Consider the following 26,315-nt stretch of genomic DNA (forward strand, 5'->3'; position numbering starts at 1 on the left):
TCCCACAGGTGGAAGTGTGCAGGGCTTGAGGTTACTTGCAGACTTCGGCGATGGCCTCGGCCAGCAGATCAAGGCGGGTTGCATCGATCCCGGCCACGTTCGCACGGCCGGTGCCGACCATGTACACGCTGTGATGATCACGAAGCTGTTTCACTTGCTCCGGCGACAAGCCGGTGTAGGAAAACATCCCGCGTTGCACACCGATATGCGCAAAACGCTCACGCAAACCATGGGGTTCAAGCGCTTCCATCAGGCCGCTGCGCAATTGGGCGATGCGCAAACGCATGGCTTCCACTTCGTCGGCCCAGAGGCTTTTCAACTCGGGATCGCCAAGAATCGTCGCGACCACGGCAGCGCCATGATCCGGCGGCGTCGACCACAGATTGCGGGCGATGTTTGCCAGTTGGCTGCGGATATCCACCAGCTTCTCAGCGGTTTTCGCACAGACAATCAGCGCACCCGTGCGATCGCGGTACAGCCCGAAGTTTTTCGAGCAGGAACTGGTGATCAGCACCTCCGGCAACTCGGCCGCGAACAGCCGGGTCGACCACGCATCCTGTTCCAGGCCATCGCCGAAGCCCTGGTAGGCGAAATCAATCAACGGCACCAGATCGCGGCTGCGCACCACGTCCAGCACGCGGCGCCAATCGTCATGGGACAGATCGAAACCGGTCGGGTTGTGGCAGCAGGCGTGCAGCAACACCACATCGCCCTTCGGCGCGTCTTTGAGCACTGCCAGCATGGCTTCAACGTCGAGGCGGTTGTCGCTGCCGACGTAGGGGTAATGACTGACCTTGACCCCGGCCGCCGCGAAGATGGTTTCGTGGATCGGCCAGGTCGGGTTGCTCAGCCACACGCCACGGCCCGGCAGGCACTGGGCGATGAAGTCGGCGCTCAGGCGCAGCGCGCCGGTGCCGCCCGGTGTCTGGGTGGCGCCGGCCCGTTGTTCGGCGATCAGCGGGGAGTCGGCGCCAAGTACCAGCTCGTTGATCGCCTTGCCGAACGCCGGTTCGCCGTGACCACCGATGTAGGTTTTGGTGGTCTGGCGATCCACCAGGCGCTGCTCGGCCAGCTTCACGGACTGGGGAATCGGCGTCAGGCCCTGGGCATCTTTATAGACGCCCACGCCAAGGTCGAATTTGCGCGGGTTCGGGTCCTGCGCATAGGCTTCCATCAAGCCGAGAATCGGGTCGCCGGGTACTCGACCGATGGCGTCGAAATGCATTATTTGCGGCCCTCGGCGTTCTTGGCCACTTCATCAGTGCGCGCGGCCATGATGAAGTCGTTGCGGTGCAGACCCTTGATGGAGTGGCTCCACCAGGTCACGGTGACTTTGCCCCACTCGGTGAGCAGGCCAGGGTGGTGGCCTTCGGCCTCGGAGATTTCACCGACTGCGTTGGTGAATGCAAGGGCGTGCTTGAAATTCTTGAACAGGAACACTTTTTCCAGTTGCATCACGCTGTCGCGCACTTCGATGTTCCAGTCCGGGATCTGCTTGATCAGGATCGGCAATTCTTCGTCGCTGACCTGAGGGGCATCGGCGCGGCAGGCTTCGCAATGGGCTTGATTCAATGTGGACATGATGGGTTCCTGAAATCGAATGATTGGAAATCGGCCGTCAGTTTCACCACGCTATAGCAAAGCGTCGTGTCCTGACAGGCTCACTTGATTCTAAAAGCCGCGGATCACGCGGCTTTTTTGGGTGGAAATTTAGGCGCGTGCAAACCGAGCTGCATGCCTTGCTTGACCATGGCCATGATGTCTTCATGAGCCACATCAAACAGACGCTTGAGGTTCGGCAGGACAAAGTACAGCGGCTGCAGGATGTCGATGCGGTAAGGCGTGCGCATGCATTCCAGCGGATCAAACGCCTGATGCTCAGGTTCGTCCGACAGGCAGTAAACGGTTTCTTTCGGCGAGGAGAGAATACCGCCGCCGTAAATGCGCAGGCCTTCTGGTGTATCGACCAGGCCGAACTCGATGGTCATCCAGTAGAGACGCGCGAGGTACACGCGTTCTTCCTTGGTGGCCTGTAGGCCAAGCTTGCCGTAGGTGTGGGTGAATTCCGCGAACCAAGGGTTGGTCAGCAGCGGACAGTGGCCAAAGATCTCGTGGAAAATATCCGGCTCTTGCAGGTAATCCAGCTCTTCGCGGGTCCGAATAAAGGTCGCCACTGGAAACTGCTTGTTGGCCAGCAATTCGAAAAAAGTCTGGAAGGGGATCAGCGCCGGCACTCGGGCTACTTGCCAACCGGTGGTTTCACCGAGGACTTTGTTGATTTCACCGAGTTGCGGAATGCGGTCGTGGGGCAGACCGAGTTTTTCGATACCGTCCAGATATTCCTGGCACGCACGCCCCTCGATCACTTTCAGTTGGCGAGTAATCAGCGTGTTCCACACCGCATGTTCTTCAGCGGGGTAGTCGATAAAACCTTGCGCATCGGGCTCGCGAGCCACGTACTGCGTCTGCTTCATGCTGCTCTCCTGCTAGGGGATTTCATTCTTGTTATGTGCTGCTATGGACTTAGAAATACTCCAAGGCGTGCCGCGTTGCAGTAGGTGAATCGTGCCGTGCGTAGGAAAGTTCTCCAGTTTTCGTAAAGATTTCGTTACGAATGGATCGCAGTGGCGCAGGTATTGAGTTTTTCGGGTTTGAAAAGCGTTGCGCCTGTCACATAATCTTGACGGCTATCTGAGCGTGCCAGCAAAAAAATACCCTGTGGGAGAGAGCCTGCTCGCGAAAGCGTTCTGCCTGACACATCAATGCCGAGTGCACCGACGCATTCGCGAGCAGGCTCGCTCCCACAGGGTTGTACCTCGGGCATCCAACCTATTGACCGTTTTTCTTGGGCCTTTATATGCGTATCAAAGTCCACTGCCAGAACCGCATCGGCATCCTGCGCGACATTCTCAACTTGTTGGTCGAGTACGGAATCAACGTCGCTCGCGGCGAGGTCGGCGGTGAGCATGGCAATGCGATCTACCTGCACTGCCCGAACCTGATCAATATTCAGTTCCAGGCGTTGCGTCCGAAATTCGAGTCGATTGCCGGTGTCTTCGGCGTCAAGCGTGTAGGGCTGATGCCCAGCGAGCGTCGGCACATGGAGCTCAATGCCTTGCTCGGCGCCCTGGAGTTTCCGGTGTTGTCGATCGACATGGGCGGCTCCATCGTGGCGGCCAACCGTGCAGCGGCGCAGTTGCTCGGGGTGCGGGTGGATGAGGTGCCGGGGATTCCGCTGTCGCGTTACGCCGAGGATTTTGATTTGCCGGAACTGGTGCGTGCCAACAAGTCGCGCATCAACGGGCTGCGGGTCAAGGTCAAGGGCGATGTGTTCCTCGCCGACATCGCACCGCTGCAATCCGAGCATGACGACAGCGAAGCCATGGCCGGTGCAGTTCTGACGCTGCACCGCGCTGATCGGGTGGGGGAGCGCATCTACAACGTCCGCAAGCAGGAACTGCGCGGGTTCGACAGCATCTTCCAAAGCTCGAAGGTCATGGCCGCGGTGGTCCGCGAAGCGCGGCGCATGGCGCCACTGGATGCACCGCTGTTGATAGAAGGCGAAACCGGCACGGGTAAAGAATTGCTGGCCCGCGCCTGCCACCTCGCCAGCCCACGCGGCCAGTCACCCTTGATGGCGCTCAACTGCGCCGGCCTGCCGGAATCGATGGCGGAGACCGAGCTGTTCGGTTACGGCCCCGGCGCCTTCGAAGGCGCGCGTGCCGAAGGCAAGCTTGGGCTGCTGGAGCTGACGGCGGGCGGTACGTTGTTTCTCGATGGCGTCGGGGAAATGAGCCCGCGCTTGCAGGTGAAATTGCTGCGCTTCTTGCAGGACGGTTGCTTCCGTCGTGTGGGCAGTGATGAAGAGGTCTATCTGGATGTGCGGGTGATCTGCGCGACGCAGGTGGACTTGTCCGAGTTATGCGCGCGGGGCGAGTTTCGCCAGGATTTGTATCACCGCTTGAACGTGCTCTCACTGCACATTCCGCCGCTGCGTGAATGCCTCGATGGTTTGACGCCGTTGGTGGAGCACTTCCTCGACCAGGCCAGTCGTCAGATCGGTTGCCCGCTGCCGAAGCTGGCGCCAGCGGCGATGGAGCGGCTCAGTCATTACCATTGGCCGGGCAACGTCCGGCAATTGGAAAACGTGTTGTTCCAGGCGGTTTCGTTGTGCGAAGGCGGGACCGTGAAGGCCGAGCACATTCGCTTGCCGGATTACGGCGTGCGTCAGCCGCTTGGCGATTTCTCCCTCGAAGGCGGGCTGGATGCGATCGTCGGGCGCTTTGAGAAAGCGGTGCTGGAGCGGTTGTATTCCGAGCATCCGAGCAGTCGGCAGCTGGGCAAGCGGTTGGGGGTTTCGCATACGACCATTGCCAACAAGTTGCGTGAGTATGAAGTCGGCAAAGACCCCGACGCTTAAGCTGAAGCAATGACAACTTTGTGGCGAGGGAGCAAGCTCCCTCGCCGCAGGGGATCCTGTTGGCTGCAAAGGCCAGCACTTGCCACCAACCGGCATAACACCGCCGGTTTTTCGTCTCCGATACATTTCCCCAATCCCCGCAAAACCCCTCAAGTCCTTTGTTTGCCGGGCCTCGCACCGCCAGAAAAAAGTTGGTCTGTAAATTGCTTATCGCTCAACAGTACAGCGGTGGGCGGCAAACGTCCGGCATGCAGAGGAAAGAGTGTGGACAAGTACCTTTATGTGGCAATGACCGGCGCCAGCCAGAATGCACTGGCGCAGAAGGCTCATGCCAACAACCTGGCAAACATCTCCACCAACGGTTTTCAGAAGGACCTGGAACAGGCCCGTTCGATGCCGGTGTTTGGTGACAGCTTTCCGGCGCGTGCGTTTGCCATGACCGAGCGTCCGGCCACCGACTTCTCACCAGGTTCGCTGGTTGAAACCGGTCGCGACCTCGATGTCGCGGTGCAAGGCAACGGCTGGATCGCCGTGCAGACCCCCGATGGCGCTGAAAGCTACGTGCGCACCGGCAGCCTGAACGTGGACGCCCTGGGCGTGCTGCGTGCCGGCAACGGTATGCCGGTGATGGGCAATGGCGGACCGATCGCCGTGCCGCCCGAGCAGCAGATCGAAGTCGGCGAAGACGGCACCATCAGCATCCGTGCGATGGGCGAAGGCCCGCGTGTGATGGCTGAAGTCGACCGTATCAAGCTGGTCAACCCTGACCTGAAGAACATGACCAAAGGCCTGGATGGTTCGATCCACACCAAGGACGGCAAGCCGGCGCAAGCCGATGCAGGCGTCAAACTGGTGTCCGGGTTCCTTGAGTCGAGCAACGTCAACGCCGTGGAAGAGATGACCTCGGTGCTGGCTTTGTCGAAGCAGTTCGAGCTGCACATCAAGATGATGAACACCGCCAAAGACGATGACCAGGCCATGGCTCGGGTCTTGCAGATCAGCTAATTATCAGAACGTCGCGCCGTAAAACAGGCGCACGAGGAGAATCGAATGCTTCCGGCTCTATGGGTTGCCAAAACAGGTCTGTCCGCCCAGGACACCAACCTGACGACCATTTCCAACAACCTGGCCAACGTGTCGACCACGGGTTTCAAACGTGACCGTGCCGAGTTCCAGGACTTGCTCTATCAGATCAAGCGCCAGCCAGGCGCCCAGTCGACCCAGGACAGCGAACTGCCGTCGGGTCTGCAAGTGGGTACCGGTGTGCGCATCGTCGGCACCCAGAAAAACTTCACCGCCGGCAGCCTGCAAACCACTGAGCAGCCGCTGGACCTGGCCGTCGATGGTCGTGGTTTCTTCCAGATTCTGCAGCCGGACGGCACCACGTCCTACACCCGTGACGGCACGTTCCACCTCGATTCCAACGGCCAGATCGTCAATGCCAGCGGCTTCGCCCTGGAACCGGCCATCGTCATTCCGAACGACGCGCAGACCTTCACGGTCGGTCGCGACGGCACCGTGTCGGTCACCGTTCCGGGTAACCCGGCCAGCCAGGTGATCGGCAACCTGCAAACCGCCGATTTCATCAACCCGGCCGGCCTGCAAGCCGTGGGTAACAACCTGTTCCTGGAAACCGCTGCCAGCGGCGCGCCGCAAGTCGGCACCCCGGGCCTGAACGGTTTCGGTACCACGCTGCAGAACACCCTGGAAACGTCCAACGTCAGCACCGTTGAAGAGATGGTCAACATGATCACCACTCAGCGTGCTTACGAGATGAACTCCAAGGTGATCTCCACCGCCGACCAGATGCTCTCGTTCGTAACGCAGAATCTGTAATCAGTCTATGAGGCGGCCATGAGGTCGTCTGCAACACCGTGAGGTAGGGTCATGAATCGCTTTGTATCTGTTCTGGCACTGAGTGGGGTCGTCGTGCTCGCGGGCTGCGTCGCTCCGCCACCCAAGCCCAATGACCCTTACTACGCCCCGGTGTTGCCGCGCACGCCGTTGCCGGCTGCCGCCAATAACGGCTCGATCTATCAGGCCGGCTTTGAACAGAACCTGTACAGCGACCGCAAGGCGTTCCGGGTCGGTGACATCATCACCATCACCCTGAACGAGCGGACCCAGGCCAGCAAGAACGCCAACTCGCAAATCGGCAAGAACAGCAAGACCGACATCGGCCTGAGCTCGTTCTTTGGCGGTGGCCTGAGCACCAGCGACCCTGTGGGCAGCGGTAGTCTGAGCCTGGACGTTGGCTACGAAGGTGATCGCGCGACCAAGGGCGACAGCAAGTCCGGGCAGAGCAACAGCCTGACCGGCTCGATCACCGTGACCGTCGCCGACGTGCTGCCCAACGGCATCATCGCCGTGCGCGGAGAGAAGTGGCTGACGCTCAACACCGGCGATGAGCTGGTGCGGATTGCCGGCATGGTGCGCGCCGATGACATCTCCACCGACAACACCGTGTCGTCGACCCGCGTCGCCGATGCACGCATCACCTACTCGGGCACCGGTGCGTTTGCCGATGCGAGTCAGCCAGGCTGGTTCGACCGTTTCTTCCTCAGCCCGCTGTTCCCTTTCTAGGTGGCCACGTTGAATCTTAAACACCTGATGGTGGCTGCCCTGATGCTCTCGGCTGCGTTCAACGCGCAAGCCGAGCGGCTGAAGGATATCGCCAGTATTTCCGGCGTTCGTTCCAACCAATTGATCGGCTACGGCCTGGTGGTCGGGCTTAACGGCACCGGCGACCAGACGACGCAAACCCCGTTCACTCTGCAGACCTTCAACAACATGCTCTCGCAGTTCGGCATCAAGGTGCCGCCGGGTTCGGGCAACGTGCAGTTGAAGAACGTCGCCGCCGTGTCGATCAGTGCTGATCTGCCGGCGTTCGCCAAGCCGGGTCAGCAGGTCGATATCACCGTTTCGTCCATCGGTAACTCCAAGAGCCTGCGCGGCGGCACCTTGCTGCTGACACCCCTCAAGGGTATCGACGGCAACGTCTATGCAATCGCCCAAGGCAACCTGGTGGTCGGCGGTTTTGATGCCGAAGGCCGCGACGGTTCGAAGATCACCGTCAACGTTCCGTCGGCCGGTCGTATCCCGGGCGGTGCCTCGGTCGAGCGTTCGGTGCCAAGCGGTTTCAACCAGGGCAACAGCCTGACCCTGAACCTCAACCGTTCGGACTTCACCACCGCCAAGCGCATCGTCGACAAGATCAACGACATGCTCGGCCCTGGCGTTGCCCAGGCCATCGACGGTGGTTCGATTCGGGTCAGCGCGCCGCTCGATCCAAGTCAGCGCGTCGACTATCTGTCGATCATCGAAAACCTTGAAGTCGATCCGGGTCAGGCGGTGGCGAAAGTCATCATCAACTCGCGCACCGGCACCATCGTGATCGGCCAGAACGTCAAGGTTTCACCGGCCGCCGTGACTCACGGCAGCCTGACGGTGACCATCACCGAAGACCCGATTGTCAGCCAGCCCGGCCCTCTGTCCAATGGCCAGACCGCCGTTGTGCCGCGCTCGCGGGTCAACGCTCAGCAAGAAGCCAAGCCGATGTTCAAGTTCGGCCCGGGCACCACCCTCGACGAAATTGTGCGTGCGGTGAACCAGGTCGGCGCGGCACCGGGTGACTTGATGGCGATCCTCGAAGCATTGAAACAGGCTGGCGCGTTGCAAGCCGACCTGATTGTGATCTGAGGACAGCGACCATGGATATGCGCAAGGGCGGTCTGGGTGTCAGCAGCAACGATTCGGGGTCCTATTCGGACTTGAATCGTTTGAACCAGCTCAAGGTCGGCGACAAGGACAGTGACGCGAACATGCGCAAAGTGGCGCAGGAGTTCGAGTCGCTGTTCCTCGGTGAAATGCTCAAGTCGATGCGCTCGGCCACCGATGCGCTGGGCAAGGACAATCCGCTCAACACTCCAGCGGCCAAGCAATACCAGGAAATGTACGACCAGCAGTTGGCCGTTTCCATGTCCCGCGAGGGCGGCGGTATCGGTCTGGCGGACGTGCTGATGCGCCAGATGTCGAAGAACAAACCGCTGGCGCCGGGCGAGGCTGCAGCCGCGTCCGCCGCCAAGCAGGAAGCGGCGAAAGCGGCCGTGCCGACACCGGTTGCCGCAGGCACCGCGGCCACCGACGGTCCGCTGTCGCGGCTCAATGGTCAGCGTCCGTTGTGGGCCTCGCGTTCGGTGAAAGCGCCAACAGGCGAGGGCACGCATCACAATGACATGGCGCTGATCAATCAGCGCCGTCTGGCCTTGCCGCCGAAACTGGCCGATCGCTTGCTCGCCGGCCTGGTGCCTTCGGCAACGACTGCCGCTACAACCCCGAACAAAGCCTTGCTGCCTGAGCGCGCCGCGACTCCGGTCGTGACCGGTGCCGGCCCGCTGTTCAATGGCGACTGGCTGCCCTCGCCAACCGATAACAAGTCGAGCGGACGTCTGCAGGTTTACGGCCGTGCGATGGCGCAGATTCCGCTGGCGCCACCGAAGAAAGCCTTCAGTTCCGCCGACGAATTCGTCAACACCATGCTGCCGATGGCCAAGGAAGCCGCCGACCGTATCGGCGTCGATCCGCGTTACCTGGTGGCCCAGGCGGCCCTGGAAACCGGTTGGGGCAAATCGGTCATGCGTGCCCAGGATGGCAGCAGCAGTCACAACCTGTTTGGCATCAAGGCCAGCAGCAGTTGGAAGGGTGAATCGGCGCGAGCGATCACCAGCGAATTCAGGAATGGCGAGATGGTCAAGGAGACGGCAGAGTTCCGCTCCTACGATTCGTACAAAGACAGCTTCCATGACCTGGTGACTTTGCTGCAAACCAATAATCGCTATCAAGATGTTCTGAAGTCTGCCGATAACCCAGAACAGTTTGTACGCGAGCTGCAGAAAGCCGGGTATGCGACAGACCCGGCCTACGCAAGCAAGATTTCGCAGATAGCCAAGCAGATGACGAGTTACCAAAACTACGCTGCGGCGGGCGCTTCTACTACGCCTCTATAGGCACAAGGCATAAGGTCTGAACCATGAGTTTGCTCAATATCGGGATGTCGGGTCTGGCTGCTAGCCAATCCTCGTTGATGACTACCGGCAATAACATTGCCAACGCCGACACCGCCGGTTATTCACGCCAGCAAACCGTGCAGGGCACCAAAGCCTCGAATCAGTTCGGCAATGTCTACATCGGCACCGGTACGACCCTGGCCGATGTGCGTCGCGTCTACAACAGCTACCTCGATGCACAACTGCAGACCACCACCTCGCTCAACAGCGATGCGGCTGCGTATGCCGGGCAGATCAGCCCGCTCGACGCCTTGCTCTCGGACAGCGGCACCGGCCTCAACGGCGCCCTGACCAAGTTCTTCGCCTCGGTGCAGAACGTCAACGCCAAGCCGGGTGATGACGCGTCGCGCCAGCTGCTGCTCAGCGATGCCCAGGCCTTGAGCAATCGTTTCAACTCGATCTCCAGCCAGTTGACGCAGCAGAACGCCAACGTCAACGGCAACCTGGCGAACATGGCCGATCAGGTCAACAAACTGGCCGCCACCGTGGCGCAGTTGAACCAGAAGATTTCCGAGATTTCCAAATCCGGCGGCATGCCGAACGAGCTGCTCGATGCGCGTAACGAAACCGTGCGTCAGCTCTCCACCTTCACCGGTGCGCAGGTCATCGAACGCGACGGTAACCTTGACGTTTATCTGGGCAGCGGCCAGCCGCTGGTCATCGGCGGCACCGCCAGCACCCTGTCCGTGGCGTCAAGCCTGAACGACCCTTCGCGCATGGGCATTCAGCTCAATCGCGCCGGTAGCACCGTTGACATCACGTCGGTGATGACCGGTGGTGAAATGGGTGGTTTGCTGCGCTATCGCAGCACCGTACTGGACCCGGCGATGAACGAACTGGGCCGCGTGGCGCTGGTTGTCGCCGATCAGATGAACAGCCTCCAGGCTCAGGGCATCGACAAAAACGGTGCGTTCGGCTCGAACCTGTTCAACAGCATCAACAGTGCCGCGCAGATGGCCAGCCGCAGTGTTGCCACCGTCGGCAACAGTGCCGGCTCGGGTAACTTTGATGTGAGTATCGAAGACAGCGGCAAGCTGACCATCAACGACTACAAGGTCACCTTCACCAGCGGCACCAACTACACCGTGTCGCGTCTGCCAGATGGCACGTCCATGGGCGCTTTCAGCACCCTGACCACGCCGCCGCCGGTAATCGACGGTTTCTCGCTGAAGCTTTCCGGCGGCACCGCCGCGGCGGGCGACACGTTCAAGATCACGCCGACCCGCAACGCGGCGGCGAACATCAAGACCGAGATGACCGACAGCAAGCGTCTGGCCATCGCGGCACCGTTGAGCGCGTCCATCGCACCGGGCGGTAGCGGCACCTTGACGATCCCGGCCAGTGGTCAACCGACCCTGACTACGCAGTTTGATATTTATGACTCGGCGACCACTCTGGCCATTCAGAACGGGCTGCAGAATTCGACTCCGGTCAAAGTGGTTTTCGGTGCCGGCGGTGGCACCACCCAGACTTACCAATTGCTCGATGCCAAAGGCAATGCACTCAGCAGCGGCACCATTGTGCCGGGCCAGAACAATACGCTCAGCCTGAGCATTCCACTGGTCGACGCCAGCGGCGCCGCGATCATGGATCCGGGGCCACCCGCCGTGCAGCGTACGGCGACCTTTGATATGACCGTGGCCGGTTCGCCAGGTCAAGGCAGTGCAATTAACGTCACGCTCAGTCAACCGGGTACGCTGGACAACCGTAACGGTACCGCACTGGCCGGCTTGCAGACCAAGCAGACCGTGGATACCGGTTCGGCCAGTAAAGGCATTTCCCTGACCGACGCCTACGGCAAACTGGTCGAAGGCGTCGGCGCCAAGGCCGCGCAAGGCAAGCTCGACAGTGCCGCGACCACCGCTATCCTGGCCAACGCCAAGGGCGCTCGCGATTCGCTGTCGGGTGTCGACCTCGATGAGGAAACCGGCAACCTGGTCAAATATCAGCAGTACTACACCGCGTCTTCGCAGATCATCAAGGCTGCGCAGGAAATCTTCAGCACACTGATCAACAGTCTTTAAGGAGTCGTAGCCCATGCGCATTTCTACCGCCCAGTTTTACGAGTCCTCTGCTGCGAACTACCAGAAAAATTTCGCCAACGTAGTCAAAAGCAGCGAAGAGGCCAGCAGCCTGGTTCGCGTCAACACCGCCGCCGATGATCCGGTTGGCGCCTCGCGTCTGCTGCAATTGGGTCAACAGGCCTCGATGCTTGATCAGTACAAGGCCAATACCACGACCATCAAGGCGACCCTGGGCACGACCGAAGCGGTGATGACCAGCATCAATAGCGTGCTGCAGCGCGCCAAGGAATTGGCTGTGGGCGCCGGCAACGCCGGTTACACCGATGCCGATCGCCAGGCCAACGCATCGGAGTTGGGGCAGATCGAAGAGCAGTTGCTGAGCCTGATGAATAGCAAGGACGAGAACGGCAAATACATCTTCGCCGGTTCCAAGGGCGATACAATTCCGTTCACGCGTAACAACGATGGCACCTACAGCTACAACGGCGACCAGGTGACGCTTGACCTGGCGATCGGCGACACCATGTCGATGGCCACCAACAGCACCGGTTGGGAAGCGTTCCAGCAGGCGATCAACACCAGCCGTAGCGAGGTCACCCGGACCGCGCCGGTCGTGGATGACGGCCGCGTGACCCTGTCCAACGGCCAGGTGTCGTCGAACGTCACCTACAACGCCAAATTCCGCAGCGGCGAGCCGTATACCGTGGACTTCGTCAGCGGCACCCAGCTGAAAATCACCGACTCGGGCGGTAATGACGTGACTGCCGAAGCCAGTCAGGGCGGTGCGTTCGACCCTGCCAGCAAGAACGGCCAGGCCGTCACTTTCCGTGGCGTCGAGCTGACCCTGAACATCAACCTGAGTGCCGGCGATACGGCGGCGACCGTGCTGCCTGGCCACACGTTTACCCTGGCGGCCAAGCCGGACACCTTCAGTGCAACCGGCAGCCCGGGCAACGCTTCGGCGGCGCAGGTCACCACCAGCAGCATCACCAACCCGGTGGATTACCACGCCAGTTTCCCTACCGGTTCGGCGATCCTCAAGTTCACCAGCGCCACCGCCTTCGACCTGTATGCGGCGCCTTTGACGGCCAGCAGTAAGCCTGTGTCTAGCGGAACCATGGCCGGCAGCGTCGCCACTGCATCGGGTGTGAGTTTCACGTTGAGCGGTGCGCCGGCTGCCAACGATCAGTTCAGCATCGCGGTCAACACTCACGAAACCCAGAACATCCTGGACACCGTGAGCCAACTGAAAACCGCTCTGAATACACCAACCAATGGTGACCCGATCGCTACTCAAAAGCTGCAAGCGTCACTGGCTTCCGGTATTGCCAACCTGGCCAGCGGCACCGATCAGCTGTCCAGCGCCTTGAGTTCGGTGGGTGGTCGCGGTGCTGCTCTGGAGACCCAGAACGATACCAACCAGAGCCTGACGCTGGCCAATGCCCAGACCCAATCGTCAATCCGCGATTCCGATCCGGCTGAAGTGATGACCCGTCTGACCTTGCAACAAACCATGTTGCAGGCCTCGCAACTGGCCTTCAGCAAGATCGCTCAGTTGGGCCTGTTCAACAAGGTCTGAGCCAGCGCCTGCCGAGCTGCCAACCGTCTTTTTGTAAGCGGTTCCGGGGCCTCTGCCTGAAAGGGTAGAGGCCCGCCGCTCGAGAGTTTCCTGCCGTGAATCAACGCCCCCTCGTCAGTATCGTCATCCCAGCCTTCAACCCGCGCTTCTTCAGTCAGGCATTGGAAAGTGCGCTCGCCCAGACCTACGAGCACATCGAGATCGTCATTTGTGACGATTCGTCCGGCGACGATATCCGCGACATTGTCGAGGCCTTCATCGAGCCGGCTCACCCGGTTCGCTACTTGCGTAATCCGCAGCGTCTGGGCTTGCAGAAGAACGTATTGCGTTGCGTCGAAGAAGCCCGTGGCGAATTCATCAAAGTGCTGTGTGATGACGACCGTCTGTTTTCACCCAGCGTAGCCTTGCAGGCGCAGGTGTTGATCGACCACGCGGACGTGAATGTGGTCTTTGCCCTGCGGATGCTCAGCGACGCCGGCAATTTCATCCTGCCGCCACGGGTCGACAATTGCCGGTTCTCACCGAACGACGCCTTGCTCAAGGGCGATGACATGCTGGCGATCTTCGAAGGTACGCCGAAGAATTTCCTCGGCAACTTCAGTTCGACCCTGATGCGTCGCGTCGATGTACTGGAGCTGTTGCCGGCGCTGATTCAGGAAGGCGCCGGTTTCGTCGCCATGCTCGATTTCGCCTTGTTCGTGTGCTTGATGCGTCGCGGCAATCTGGTGTCGCTGAGCACTGTGCTGAGTACCGAACGTTTGTACCCGGAGCGTCTGAGCAAAACCCCGGAAATGGTCAAGGCCGCAGCGGTGGAGTGGAGCTGGCTTTCGCAGATGCTCGCGGCACGCAGCGGTGAATCGGCACCGGCATCGGGTTGGGTGCGCCACATCGAGCTGACTAAAATCACCGACCAGCCCCACGCCTGGGAAGAATTGTGCGTGGTGCGCATTTTGGGCAACCGCAACACAGTGGTGAATGGTCGGGTGGGCGGGGAGAGCGAAAGCTACGCCGATTTCTATCGCGAATGGCTGGCGATCCGCAGGTTCTCCGATGTCGAGCAGCAGCTCATGCCGCAACGCCTCGACAGCTGGGCGTTCCGTCCGCAGATCGTGCCGATTGTGATCGACAGCGGCGCTGACAGTGCAGCGCTGAACACTACGTTGCAAAGCATCAGCCGACAGCTTTACACGCCGCAGGCGGTGGTGGTGCTTTCTGATGCCTTGTGCGCGACAGACGATCGTGTGGTGCAGTTGCCGTTCCAGGCGAATTGGGCGCAACAACTCAACGCGGTGGTGCCGCAGCTGGAAGGCGCTCACTGGTTTTATCTGCTGCATGCTGGCGACACTTTGCGCGAGTCGGCCCTGCTGATCCTGGCTGAACGCATTGCGGGTTCGGTGGGCATTCTCTGTGCCTACAGCGATGAGGGCGCGCTGGTCGATGGCGAGTCGATCGACCCGGTGTTCAAACCCGATTTCAATCTCGATCTGATGCGTGCTTATCCCTACGTCGGCCGAACCCTGGCCTTCGAGCGGCAGCGCTTCATGACGCTGGGCGGCTTCGATTCGGCTCACGGTGAGCTGGCGCCGCACGATTTGTTATGGCGTCTGGTGGAAGAGGCCGGGCCGCAAACCATTGAGCACATCGCCGAAATCCAGATTGAGTCGAGTCAGTCTTTCGCCGCCTGGCTGTCGTTGCCGGAGGTGATCGAGAACAATGCCGGGATGGTCAGCGCACACCTGGATCGTATTGGTGTGGCGCACTCGATCCGGCAGGAAGAGTTGCCGTTGATCAACCGAATCGACTACCTCCATGGGGCGCGCCCTTTGGTGTCGATCATCATCCAGACCGGCGATTCGCTGTACGCGTTGCAGCGGTGCATCGAAGGTCTGATCGAGCGCACGGCTTACAGCCAATACGAAATCCTGATCGTCGACAGCGGCACGGACGACCCGGCGATGCTCGACTGGCTGGAGGCGATGGCGCAGCTGGGCGCCGCAATGCTGCGAGTATTGCGTTACGCCGGTGATGCCAACGACGCGGCGATCCGTAACTTTGCCGCGAGCCTGGCGCATGGCGAATATTTGCTGCTGCTCAGCGCGCAGACAGTGATCTGCGACAGCGACTGGCTGGATGAAATGCTCAATCACGCCCAGCGCCCCGAAGTGGGTGTGGTCGGTGCTCGTATCCTCAGCCCCGAGGGCTCGATCGTCAGTGCCGGGTTGATTCTTGGCCTGGCCGGGCCGGTCGGTTCGCCATTTTATGGCGAAGCGGCCGGTTCTCGCGGCTACATGCAGCGATTACACGTAACCCAGAATTGGAGTGCGGTGAGCAATCTCTGCCTGATGGTGCGCAAGCAAGTGTTTGATGAACTCTCGCAGTTCGATGAGGTGACCTTCACCCAGGGCCTCAGCGACGTCGACTTGTGTTTGCGGGCAGGCAACGATGGTTATCTGGTGGTCTGGACGCCTTACGCCAGCGTGGTATGGGTGCAGCAAGATGTGTCGCCGGCAGGGCTTTCGACACTGGCACTGCGCGAGCGTGAACAGGAGGATTTCTATCGCAAATGGCTGCCGAAGATCGCCAAGGATCCGGCCTACAGCCCGGCGCTGAGCCTTGGGATTTCCAGCTTCAGTCTGGAGCCGTCACTGCGCAATAACTGGAACCCGTTCTGCACCCGTGCCTTGCCGTTGATTCTCGGTCTGCCGGTTAACAGCACCGCCGTTGGCCATTACCGGGTAACCGCGCCACTGGCTGAGCTCGAAGCAGCCGGTCGGGTGATCGCGCGGGTGGCCTATGAGTCGCCGTCGACCGTGGAGATCGAGCGTCTGTCACCAGACACGATCATTCTGCAAGGGCGTTACAGCGAAGGCGCTGCGGGTGACATTCTGCGGATGAAAAAGTACTCCAGTGCGCTACGAATTTTCGAACTCGACGACTACATCGTCAGTGCGCCGAAGAAAAACACCCACGCCCGCAACAAACCGGTCAATACCGAGCAGCTGTTGCGCGAAGGCATTGGCCTGTGCGATCGCGTAGTGGTCACCACTCAGCCGCTGGCCGATGCCTTGTCGAGCATGCATAGCGAAATCCGCGTAGTACCGAACATGCTATCGCCGGCCCCATGGGCGACGCTGACCAGCCATCGGCGCACCTCCAGCAAGCCGCGAGTCGGTTGGGGAGGCGGCACCAGCCACACCGGTGACCTGGAGATCATTGCCGAGGTTGTGCGCGAACTGGCGGACCAAGTCGAGTGGGTGTTCTTCGGCATGTGCCCTGATGCCTTGCGTCCGTATGTCCACGAGTTTCACTCCACCATCGGCTTGCAGAGCTACCCGTTCAAACTGGCCAGCCTGAACCTCGACCTGGCGCTGGCACCGCTGGAATTCCATATCTTCAACGACTGCAAAAGCAACCTGCGCTTGCTGGAGTACGGCGCCTGTGGATACCCGGTGATCTGCACCGACACCGAGGCCTATCGCGGCCATCTGCCGTGTACCAGGGTCTATAGCAACAGCACGGACGAATGGCTGCAGGCGATCCGCATGCACCTGGCCGACCCGGACGCCAGCTACCGTATGGGCGATGAATTGCGTGAAGCGGTTCACCGCGATTTCATGCTGCGGGGCGACAACCTCAATCACTGGTTGTGGGGTTGGTTGCCTGACTGATTCCGTGATTACCCTCTAAACGATCAAAAGATCGCAGCCTTGGGCCGCTACAGGGATGTATTGACACCTGTAGCGGCCCAAGGCTGCGATTTTTTTTGTCCTGCGCAATTGGCTCACTTCCTGCAAGTCCCCCGTATATCGCCATAAAACCTTCACCCCAATGGGTGTGAACGGCTCAATGGCTGCGGGTAAATGATGTGCATCTGACGGTCCGCCCACCCTCGCGAGGGTGCCCAGGCCGCGCGAAGAGCAAGAGGACAGCGATGAAGGCAGTAATTCTGGCAGGTGGTCTCGGTACGCGGATCAGCGAAGAGTCGCACCTCAAGCCAAAGCCAATGATCGAGATCGGCGGCAAGCCAATTCTTTGGCACATCATGAAACAGTACTCCGCCCACGGAATTCATGACTTCGTGATCTGCCTTGGCTACAAGGGCTATGCGATCAAGGACTTCTTCGCCAACTACTTTTTGCACACTTCCGACGTCACTTTCGACATGCGCAACAACCGCATGGACGTGCACCAGAACTACAGCGAGCCGTGGAGCGTCACCCTCATCGACACCGGTGAAGAAACCATGACCGGTGGCCGCTTGCTGCGCGCCGGCCGTTACCTCAAGGATGAAGAAGCCTTCTGCTTTACCTACGGCGACGGCGTCTCCGATATCAATATCCGTCAACTGGTGGACTACCACAGCGCCCACGGTCGCCTGGCGACCGTCACTGCCGTACAACCGCCGGGCCGTTACGGTGCCCTGGAGCGTCACGGCGATCAGGTGCTCGGTTTCACCGAGAAGCCCCGTGGCGACGGTGGCTGGATCAATGGCGGCTTCTTTGTGCTTTCACCGAAAGTGCTGTCGTACATCGGCGGTGACGAGACCACCTGGGAAGCCGAGCCCTTGGCCCGTCTGGCCCAGGATGAACAGTTGAAGGCCTTCGAGCACGAAGGTTTCTGGCATCCGATGGACACCCTGCGTGACAAGAACCACCTCGAAGCGTTGTGGCAGAGCGGGGAGGCCCCATGGAAACAATGGGACTGAGTCCGGAGTTCTGGCGCGGCAAGCGGGTCCTGCTGACCGGCCATACCGGTTTCAAAGGCAGTTGGCTGACGTTGTGGCTGCAAAGCCTGGGGGCCGAGGTCAGCGGTTTTTCGCTGGACCCGTCGACCGAGCCGAGCCTGTTCGAGCTGGCGCGGGTGCACGAAGGCATCAACGATCAGCGCGGCGACCTGCGTGACCTCGGCGCGCTGCTGGAGCTGATCGCCGAAACCCAACCGGAAATCGTCCTGCACCTGGCAGCCCAGCCGCTGGTGCGCGAGGGTTATCGCGACCCGCTGGGGACATACTCCAGCAACGTCATGGGCACCCTCAATTTGCTCGAAGCGATCCGCCAGGTCGGCGGCGTGCGCGCCTGTGTGCTGGTGACGACCGACAAGGTCTACGCCAATCAGGAATGGCTGTGGCCGTACCGCGAAAACGAAGCCCTCGGCGGACACGATCCCTACAGCAGCAGCAAAGCCTGCTGCGAGTTGCTGGCGCAGTCTTACGCGGCGTCGTTCTTCCCGGCCGACAAACATGCCGAACACGGTCTGGCCCTGGCCACGGCGCGTGCCGGCAATGTGCTGGGCGGTGGTGATTTTGCGCCGGAGCGTTTGATTCCCGATGTGCTCAAGGCCTGGTCCGCCGACGAACCGGTGACCCTGCGTTACCCACAAGCCGTACGCCCGTGGCAGCACGCGCTGGAGCCGTTGGCCGGTTACCTGCAACTGGCCGCCGGGCTCTATGAAAAAGGCCCGGCATTTGCCGGTGCCTGGAACTTCGGCCCAAGCGAAGCTGATATGTGCAGCGTCGGCGAAGTTGTCGAACTGCTCGCCAGCCGCTGGCCGCAAGCCCGTGGCCTGCGCATCGAACCAAGTGATTTGCATGAGGCCGGTCTGCTGCGCCTGGACAGCAGCCGTGCCCGTCAACAGTTGGCCTGGCAGCCCCGCTGGTCGTTGCAGCAGTGCCTGACCCAAACCCTCGACTGGCATTTGGCGTGGCGGAACGGTGACGACATGCGCGCCATCACGCTGAGCCAGTTGAACCTGTACCGAGGCGCGCTGTGAGCGAGTTTCTGTTGCAGCCATTGCCGCTCGCCGGACTGTTCAGCGTGCAGCACAAACGCTTCGAAGATGAGCGCGGGCACTTTGCGCGGCTGTTTTGTGAAGGCAGCCTGAGTGCATTCGGTGAGCCGTTTCATATCCGCCAGATCAACCATTCCTGCACCCGCGAACGCGGCAGTGTGCGCGGTCTGCATTACCAGAACGCCAGCGCGCCGGAAGCCAAAATGATCACTTGCCTGCGCGGTGAAGTCTGGGACGTCGCGGTGGATCTTCGCCCCGACTCCGACACCTTTCTGCACTGGCACGCCGAACACCTGCGGGCCGGCGACGGTCGCAGCCTGTTGATCCCTGCCGGGTTCGCCCATGGCTTCCAGACCCTGACCGACGACGCTGAATTGCTCTACCTGCACAGCGCGGATTACACGCCGGTGCACGAGGGTGGTTTGAGCGTGAACGATCCACGGCTGGCGATTGCCTGGCCGTTGCCTGTCAATAATCTGTCGGCACGGGATTCCAGCCATCCTTTGCTTGATGAACACTTCGCTGGAGTACGTGTATGAACTGCCGTGGTTGCGGGACTTCTCTGGCCTTGCCGCTGATCGATCTCGGCACCTCGCCGCCGTCCAACGCGTATGTGCGCGCCGATCAGCTGGAACAAGCCGAGCAATGGGTACCGCTGAAAGTGGCGGTGTGTCAGCAATGCTGGCTGGTGCAGACCGAGGATTACACCAGCGCCGACAGCCTGTTCGACGCCGAGTATGCGTATTTCAGTTCGTTCTCCAGCACCTGGCTGGCCCATGCCGACAAATACGTCGCCGAAATGGTCGAGCGTTTCGGCCTCACCGCCGACAGCCGCGTGGTGGAAATTGCGGCCAACGACGGTTACCTGTTGCAGTACGTGGCCGGGCGCGGCATCCCATGCCTGGGCGTCGAGCCGACCCGCAGCACCGCACAAGCGGCGCGGGAAAAAGGTCTGGAGATCCGAGAGCTGTTCTTCGGCCGCGACACGGCATCACAACTGATCGCCGACGGTTGGTCTGCCGACCTGATGGCGGCCAATAACGTGCTGGCCCACGTGCCCGACATCAATGATTTCCTCGGCGGTTTCGCGACATTGCTCAAGCCGACCGGCGTGGCGACGTTCGAGTTTCCGCAGTTGCTGACCCTGATGGCCGGGCAGCAGTTCGATACGCTGTATCACGAGCACTATTCCTATCTGTCGCTGACCGCTGTCCAGACCCTGTGCGCGCGCAACGGTCTGGAAATGTTCGACGTCAGCCAGCTGTCGACCCATGGCGGATCGCTGCGGGTCTTTGTCCAGCGCGCCGATGGTGTGCGCCGCGAGGTGCAGCCAGCGGTGGCTCAGCAGCTGCAAGCCGAACTCGCCGCCGGGGTGAAAACGCCCGAGTACTACGCGACCCTCGCGCCCGCTGCCGAACGCATCAAGCACGAACTGCTGCGTTTCCTGTTGCAGGCCAAGGCCGATGGCAAGCGCGTGGTCGGTTACGGCGCGGCGGCCAAGGGCAACACCTTGCTCAACTACGCCGGGGTCAAGCCGGACCTGCTGGCCTGGGTGGCCGACGCCAATCCTCACAAACAGGGCAAGTACCTGCCGGGCAGTCGCATTCCGATTGTTTCGCCCGCGCAGATCGATCTGGAAAAGCCGGATTACGTCCTGGTGCTGCCGTGGAACTTGCTGCACGAAGTCAGTCAGCAACTGGCCCAGGTGCGCGAGTGGGACGGCCGCTTTGTCATCGCCGTGCCTGAGTTGACCGTCCTGTGAAAGTCCTGGTCACCGGGGCGACCGGGTTCGTCGGCAGGCATCTGGTCGAGGCCTTGCTCGCCCGTGGCTGCGAAGTCCGCGCCGTAGCGCGTAACGCCGAGACCGCCGCGAACTTGCCGTGGATCAAGGCCGTGGAATTCGTTGCGGCGGATATTCACGCCGCCGACCTCGACATTGCCGCGCTGACCGATGGCATCGATGCCTTGGCGCACCTGGCCTGGCCAGGGTTGCCGAACTATCAGGCGCTGTTTCACTTCGAGCACAACCTGATGGCCGACTATCGGTTCATCAAGGGCGCGGTGGAGGCGGGCGTCTCGCAAGTGCTGGTCACCGGCACCTGTTTTGAATATGGCTTGCAGAGCGGACCGCTCAGCGAGCAGACCGCGCCTCTGCCGAGTAATCCTTACGGCCTTGCGAAGAACACCTTGCGCCTGTTCCTCGAAAATCTGCAGCGGGTTCAACCGTTCAAGCTGCAATGGGCGCGGCTGTTTTACCTGCACGGCGAGGGGCAAAACCCGAACAGTTTGCTGGCGGCGCTGGACCGGGCCATCGATGCCGGCGATGCCAGTTTCAACATGTCGGCCGGCGAGCAGCTGCGCGATTACCTGGCCATCGACACGGCCGCCGGCTACCTCGCCGCCATCGTGCAACAGCGTGAATTCGACGGCGTGATCAATTGTTCCAGCGGCCAACCGGTTTCGGTTCGGGCGCTGGTCGAGCAGCGCCTGCGCGAGCGTGGCGCGGCGATCCGCCTGAACCTCGGTCACTACCCATACCCGACCCACGAACCGATGGCGTTCTGGGGCGTGGCGGACCGTTTGCAACAGCTACTGGGAGCAGAGCATGAGGCATGAGTTGTATCGGGTCGCCGACCTGCCGGTGTTGCAGAACCGCACCTTTGCCGACCCTGCGTCGGCGAAAGCGTCGGCGTGCGCCGACATGGTCTTGGTGCAGGACGAAAAGAGCGGGTTGATCTTCAACCAGGCCTTCGATGCCGACAAGCTCAGCTACGACGCTGACTACCAGAACGAACAGGCGCACTCGGGTCAGTTCCAGAAGCACTTGAGCGATGTCGAAGGCATCATTGCCCGTCACTTCAAGGGTCAGGAACTGATCGAAGTCGGCTGCGGCAAAGGCTACTTTCTCGAGCTGCTGAAAAGCCTGGGCTACGCCATCACCGGCATTGACCCGGCCTACGAAGGCAACAACGCTGACGTGATCAAGGCGCCGTTCACCCGCGGCCTGGGGCTGGCGGCGGACGCCATTGTTCTGCGCCATGTGCTGGAGCACATTCAGGACCCGGTGAGTTTCCTCGCCGAAATGGCCGACGCCAATCAGGGCGGGCAGATCTACATCGAAGTGCCGTGCTTCGACTGGATCCTCGAGCATCGTGCCTGGTTCGACCTGTTCTACGAGCACGTCAATTATTTCCGCCTCGACGACCTGCGCCGGATGTTCGGCACCGTCCACGAGGCCGGTCACCTGTTCGGTGGCCAATACCTGTACATCGTCGCCGACCTGTCGACGTTGCGCCTGACCCCGGATCAACCGGTGTCGCGCCTGACGCTGCCCGAAGATTTCACCACCAGCCTCGACCGAGCCGTGCAGATCATTCAGGCCGCGCCCGAGCAAGGTTCGGCGATCTGGGGCGCGTCGTCCAAAGGCGTGATCTATTCGCTGTTCCTGCAACGGGCCGGCGTGGCGGTGGATCGTGTGGTGGATATCAACCCGACCAAACAGGGTCGGTATCTGCCCCTGAGTGGCGTGCGGGTGTCCTCGCCACAAGAAGCCATGGATGCGTTACCCGAAGGCGCCAACCTGTTTGTGATGAACTCCAACTACCTCGAAGAAATCAAGCGGATGACCGATGGACGCTACGTCTATCACGCCGTCGACAGCGCTTCGTTCCAGTGACCATTGAGAATTTTGAAATGACCGACAACAGCATCAATAAAGCCTTCGAAGCCGAATGCCGGGAACAGATCGCCCAGCAAGGTGATGACCAGAAACTCACCGGCCTGGCCCGGGACTTCTTCAACGAATCGGCCAAGCACAAATACAGCTACCACTTCTCGTGGATGGGCCGTCCGATCATCCAGCTGCCGCAAGACATGATGGCCATGCAAGAGATCATCTGGCAGGTCAAGCCGGATCTGGTCATCGAGTGCGGCATCGCCCACGGCGGTTCGATCATCTACTACGCATCGTTGCTTGAGCTGCAAGGCCACGGCGAAGTGCTGGGTATTGACCTCGACATCCGTCCGCACAACCGCGAAGCCATCGAAAGCCACCCGATGAGCAAGCGCATCAAGATGATCGAAGGTTCGAGCATTGATCCTGCAATCGCTGCACAAGTGCGCGCCGCGGCCGAAGGCAAGAAAGTCATTCTGGTGCTGGACTCTAACCACACTCACGATCACGTGCTCGAAGAACTGCGTCTTTACGCGCCGTTGGTCTCGGTGGACAGCTACTGCGTGGTGATGGACACCGTGGTTGAAGACATGCCGGCGGACTTCTTCCCGGATCGTCCTTGGGGCCCGGGCGATAACCCGAAAACCGCAGTGTGGAAGTACCTGGAAGAAAACAAGGACTTCGAGATCGACCAGCAGATGCAAAACAAACTGCTGATCACCGTGGCGCCAGACGGCTATCTGCGTCGCGTTCGTTAATCAAAAGTGGTTTCAGGTTCTTGGCGATTGGCCGGTTGTGGGGATAGGAAGATGCAGGTTCAAAACAGTGCTCAAAACAACGTTGCACCGCTGAACGAGCGGTTTACGGTGGTGGTGATTTCTCACAACCGGAACGCGTTCCTGCGGCGCACTTTGCAGTACTACAGCAGCTATCCCTGCACGGTTCTGGTTCTGGACTCCTCTGCTGAGGGTGACGAGAACATGGCCCGGGACTTCCCGTCGGTCGACTATCGCCACTTGCCGCAATACACCTACAAGGGGCTGCAGGAAAAACTCACCTACGGCGTCAATCAGGTCACCACGCCTTACATGGTGTTTGCTGCCGATGACGACTTCCTGCTGCACCGCGCACTGACCGAGTCGGTGGAGTTTCTCGAAGCCAACCCCGACTACGGCGTGTGCCATGGCTACGGGATCATGTACCTGACCCGCGCCACTGAAGTGAACTACTTCCGCCGCGATCGCAAGGTTCATGAGGATTACAACTCGGAGCAGGCTGAAGACCGTGTCGTGCGGTTCATGGATAATTTCCTGCCGCCGTTCTATGCGGTCACCCGTACCGATCTGCTGCAACAGTGGTACAGCCTGCTGCCACCGGGCACCGGTTTCGAATGGCAGGAAATCGGCCACACCTTCTACCTGCTGGCCTGTGCGAAGGCACGGATCCTGCCGATTCCGTTCGCCGTGCGGGAAATGAACTATGGCGCCTCGGACCACAACACCAACGTGTTGACGGTGCTGACCTTCAAAGACGCCAAAAGCGTTGCCGAGCGCGAGCAGTTTGCCGAATTCCTGGCCTCGATCCCGACGCCACTCAGCGCCAAGGGGGCGGTCCAGGCCAAGCAGATCGCCCTGGACAGTTTTACCGCCATGGCCGATTGCCTGATCGAAGGTCGCTCGCTCAAAGGCACCATGATTATTCGCTCGGCCTGGCGCGAGGCGGGGGAAGAGCCGATTCGTTCGTTCGGCCCCGAGCAATTCGTCGAAATGCCGTTCTACAACAAACCGGTGTTCGACCTGCTGACCGAGTTCGAATTCCTGCTGCATGCCATGCCTGCCGGACGCCTGCAACTTCAGGAACTGGAAGGCATCCTGCTCAAGCAGCATGAGTTGATGCAAATTCACCCCAATGACACTGACCGCACTGTGCGTAGCCGGTTGTGGGAGGCCTTGAGCCTGAACGTGTTCAACCGGGCGGTGGTCAAGCGCCTGGCGGAGTCGTTGAAGGACAGCGAAGAGCCGGAAGAAGGCCTCAAGCTGCAAGCCTGGGCCGAGCGACTGAACGCTTTACCGGGTCAGCAAGACCGTCGATTGTTCGAGAACATGCCGTCCGGCCGGTTGCTGAACTGGCTCGAAGCGCGTAACCCGGATGCCGCGCAGCTCAAGGCGATCGCCGCACAGTTGGCCAGGCACAATGGCGGTCCTCAGTTCGGCATTCTGTTGCTGGATCTGGACGCCGACATGGTCAAGTTGCAGGCGACCTTCGATAGCTTGGTCGCTGGTCACTGCAGGGCGTTCAACCTGGTGGTGTTCACCACCGGTGATTTACCGGCGACCACGACCGTGCGCGACACCGTGCACTTCGTCAAAGTCAGCACAATCAATTATGTGGAGCGCATCAACCAGATCGTCGCCCAGTCCACCGCCGATTGGCTGTTGCTGGCCGAGGCCGGAGATCAGTTCACTGCCAGCGGTTTGCTGCGCGCCAGCCTTGAGCTGGCCGGTGCCGAGGGTGTGCGTGCGGTGGCGATGGATGAGCTTCAGCGTCAGGCCAACGGCGCTCTGGCGGATGTATTCCGTCCCGGGGTCAACCTCGACCTGCTGCAAACCGTGCCGTCGTTGATGGCGCGGCACTGGTTGATCCAGCGTGATGTGTTGGCTCAGGCCAAAGGTTTCTCGACCGAGTACCCCCAGGCTCTGGAGTTCGATCTGTTGCTGCGCCTGATCGAGGACGGTGGCCTGGCAGGGCTGGCGCATCTGGCCGAACCCTTGCTGATTTGCAATGCCCCGGTAGAAGAATCCAGCGCTCAGGAACGTCAGGTGCTGACCCGCTCGCTGGCGGCGCGCGGTTATCGCGCTCAGGTCAGCTCGGCACTGCCGCTGACGTACCAGATCGACTATCAACACGCTGAACGGCCGCTGGTGTCGATCATCCTCCAGAGCCAGGACAACCTTGAGTCGCTGCAACGGGCGCTGGTCAGTGTGCTGCAACGTACCCGTTATCAGCGTCACGAAGTGCTGATTGCTGACAACCACAGCCAATCCGAAGAACTCGCAACCTGGCTGAGCAGCCTCGAAGGCAAGGGCGATCGCCTTCGTGTACTGCGCAGCGGTCAGCGCCTGAGCGCCTCGGCGCTGAACAATTTTGCCTGTGGCGAGGCCAAGGGGAACTACCTGGTATTGCTGTCGGCAGAATCCGAAGTGGTCAATGCCAATTGGCTCGACGCCATGCTCAACCAGGCCCAGCGTCCGGAAGTCGGCATCGTTGGCGCCAAACTGATGGACATTCGTGGCGTCACCACTCAGGCCGGTCTGGTCCTGGGTTTGAATGGCGATATCGGCTCGGTCTTTGTCGATGAACGTAAGGACGCCAAGGGCTACATGAACGGCCATCAGGTCGAGCAGAACTACTCGGCAGTGTCCGGTGCCTGTCTGATGATTCGCAAGGACGTGTTCGAAGCGGTAGGTGGTCTGGACGAGGAGCATTTCGACGAAGTGTTTGGCGATATCGACCTGTGCCTGAAAGTCGCCGATGCCGGTTACCTGACTGTCTGGACACCACAAGCGCAACTGTTGCATCCGGGCGTGCTGCCTGAGGCAACCCAGGCTCGCGCCGCTCTGCGCGACAAGTGGCAAGCACGCTTCGAACAGGATTCAGCCTACAACCAGAACCTGGCCTTGACCGGCAAGGGCTTTACCCTCGGCGATGCTTCCAGCGTGAATTGGACGCAGTTGCTCGCATAAGCTACCTGATCAGCAAAAGGACT

The 26,315-nt window shown here is 60.6% G+C and carries 20 protein-coding genes; 17 read left to right on the top strand and 3 right to left on the bottom strand.

The features are described 5' to 3' along the window. Nucleotides 1-31: 31 nt before the first annotated feature. From AB4N91_RS04900 to phhA, 3 genes are all read right to left on the bottom strand, one after another. Entirely contained in the window at nt 32-1,225 is a 1,194-nt protein-coding gene (locus AB4N91_RS04900) for an amino acid aminotransferase (protein WP_083375972.1), read from the bottom strand. Beyond that, on the bottom strand, nt 1,225-1,581 hold the full coding sequence (locus tag AB4N91_RS04905) for a 4a-hydroxytetrahydrobiopterin dehydratase (protein WP_010457024.1): 357 nt from the start codon (nt 1,579-1,581) through the stop codon (nt 1,225-1,227). The genes AB4N91_RS04900 and AB4N91_RS04905 overlap by 1 nt, the downstream gene beginning before the upstream one ends. Before the next feature lie 104 nt (nt 1,582-1,685). Beyond that, complete coding sequence (gene phhA / locus AB4N91_RS04910; RefSeq protein WP_010457022.1) at nt 1,686-2,474, bottom strand: phenylalanine 4-monooxygenase; 789 nt, start codon at nt 2,472-2,474, stop codon at nt 1,686-1,688. Nucleotides 2,475-2,857: 383 nt separating this feature from the next. On the opposite strand from phhA, the gene AB4N91_RS04915 reads away from it, so the two are divergent. The 17 genes from AB4N91_RS04915 to AB4N91_RS04995 all read left to right on the top strand — a co-directional run bounded on the left by AB4N91_RS04915 (nt 2,858) and on the right by AB4N91_RS04995 (nt 26,292). Next, on the top strand, nt 2,858-4,420 hold the full coding sequence (locus tag AB4N91_RS04915; RefSeq protein WP_010457020.1) for a sigma-54-dependent phenylalanine hydroxylase transcriptional regulator PhhR: 1,563 nt from the start codon (nt 2,858-2,860) through the stop codon (nt 4,418-4,420). A gap of 264 nt (nt 4,421-4,684) precedes the next feature. After that, nucleotides 4,685-5,425 (top strand): flagellar basal body rod protein FlgF, encoded by a 741-nt coding sequence (locus AB4N91_RS04920; protein ID WP_010457018.1) that lies wholly within the window; start codon nt 4,685-4,687, stop codon nt 5,423-5,425. 45 nt (nt 5,426-5,470) lie between these two features. Next, entirely contained in the window at nt 5,471-6,256 is a 786-nt protein-coding gene (gene flgG, locus AB4N91_RS04925; RefSeq protein WP_010457017.1) for a flagellar basal-body rod protein FlgG, read from the top strand. A 51-nt stretch (nt 6,257-6,307) separates the two neighbouring features. Continuing rightward, complete coding sequence (gene flgH, locus AB4N91_RS04930; RefSeq protein WP_010457015.1) at nt 6,308-7,003, top strand: flagellar basal body L-ring protein FlgH; 696 nt, start codon at nt 6,308-6,310, stop codon at nt 7,001-7,003. 27 nt (nt 7,004-7,030) lie between these two features. Continuing rightward, nucleotides 7,031-8,119, top strand: a complete 1,089-nt coding sequence (locus tag AB4N91_RS04935) for a flagellar basal body P-ring protein FlgI (RefSeq protein WP_010457013.1) — start codon at nt 7,031-7,033, stop codon at nt 8,117-8,119. 11 nt (nt 8,120-8,130) lie between these two features. Then, nucleotides 8,131-9,426, top strand: coding sequence for a flagellar assembly peptidoglycan hydrolase FlgJ (gene flgJ / locus AB4N91_RS04940; RefSeq protein WP_077748611.1), 1,296 nt, complete (start codon nt 8,131-8,133; stop codon nt 9,424-9,426). 23 nt (nt 9,427-9,449) lie between these two features. Next, nucleotides 9,450-11,510 carry a flagellar hook-associated protein FlgK gene (flgK, locus tag AB4N91_RS04945; protein WP_010457010.1) on the top strand — a complete coding sequence of 687 codons (2,061 nt, stop codon included), beginning with the start codon at nt 9,450-9,452 and terminating at the stop codon, nt 11,508-11,510. A 13-nt stretch (nt 11,511-11,523) separates the two neighbouring features. Further along, the gene (locus tag AB4N91_RS04950; protein ID WP_010457009.1) at nt 11,524-13,089 is read left to right on the top strand and encodes a flagellar hook-associated protein 3; all 1,566 of its coding nucleotides are present in this window, start codon (nt 11,524-11,526) and stop codon (nt 13,087-13,089) included. A 95-nt stretch (nt 13,090-13,184) separates the two neighbouring features. Further along, entirely contained in the window at nt 13,185-16,757 is a 3,573-nt protein-coding gene (locus tag AB4N91_RS04955; protein ID WP_460112152.1) for a glycosyltransferase, read from the top strand. Nucleotides 16,758-17,020: 263 nt separating this feature from the next. After that, a complete protein-coding gene (rfbF, locus tag AB4N91_RS04960) occupies nt 17,021-17,794 on the top strand; it encodes a glucose-1-phosphate cytidylyltransferase (RefSeq protein ID WP_008072576.1) in 774 nt (257 codons plus the stop codon). Next, nucleotides 17,776-18,858, top strand: coding sequence for a CDP-glucose 4,6-dehydratase (rfbG, locus tag AB4N91_RS04965; RefSeq protein WP_077748613.1), 1,083 nt, complete (start codon nt 17,776-17,778; stop codon nt 18,856-18,858). Before rfbF ends, rfbG begins: the two co-directional genes overlap by 19 nt. Then, a complete protein-coding gene (locus tag AB4N91_RS04970) occupies nt 18,855-19,415 on the top strand; it encodes a dTDP-4-dehydrorhamnose 3,5-epimerase family protein (RefSeq protein ID WP_010457005.1) in 561 nt (186 codons plus the stop codon). The genes rfbG and AB4N91_RS04970 overlap by 4 nt, the downstream gene beginning before the upstream one ends. Next, nucleotides 19,412-20,638 carry a methyltransferase domain-containing protein gene (locus tag AB4N91_RS04975; protein ID WP_460112153.1) on the top strand — a complete coding sequence of 409 codons (1,227 nt, stop codon included), beginning with the start codon at nt 19,412-19,414 and terminating at the stop codon, nt 20,636-20,638. Before AB4N91_RS04970 ends, AB4N91_RS04975 begins: the two co-directional genes overlap by 4 nt. Continuing rightward, the gene (locus AB4N91_RS04980; protein WP_010457003.1) at nt 20,635-21,492 is read left to right on the top strand and encodes an NAD-dependent epimerase/dehydratase family protein; all 858 of its coding nucleotides are present in this window, start codon (nt 20,635-20,637) and stop codon (nt 21,490-21,492) included. The genes AB4N91_RS04975 and AB4N91_RS04980 overlap by 4 nt, the downstream gene beginning before the upstream one ends. After that, entirely contained in the window at nt 21,482-22,552 is a 1,071-nt protein-coding gene (locus tag AB4N91_RS04985) for a class I SAM-dependent methyltransferase (protein ID WP_102593846.1), read from the top strand. Before AB4N91_RS04980 ends, AB4N91_RS04985 begins: the two co-directional genes overlap by 11 nt. A 17-nt stretch (nt 22,553-22,569) precedes the next feature. Then, on the top strand, nt 22,570-23,307 hold the full coding sequence (locus AB4N91_RS04990; RefSeq protein ID WP_010456998.1) for a cephalosporin hydroxylase family protein: 738 nt from the start codon (nt 22,570-22,572) through the stop codon (nt 23,305-23,307). A gap of 51 nt (nt 23,308-23,358) precedes the next feature. After that, nucleotides 23,359-26,292: a TIGR00180 family glycosyltransferase gene (locus tag AB4N91_RS04995; RefSeq protein ID WP_102593845.1), complete on the top strand. Its 2,934-nt coding sequence runs from the start codon at nt 23,359-23,361 to the stop codon at nt 26,290-26,292. Nucleotides 26,293-26,315 lie beyond the last annotated feature (23 nt).

It is taken from the genome of Pseudomonas sp. H3_D04 (assembly GCF_054669175.1).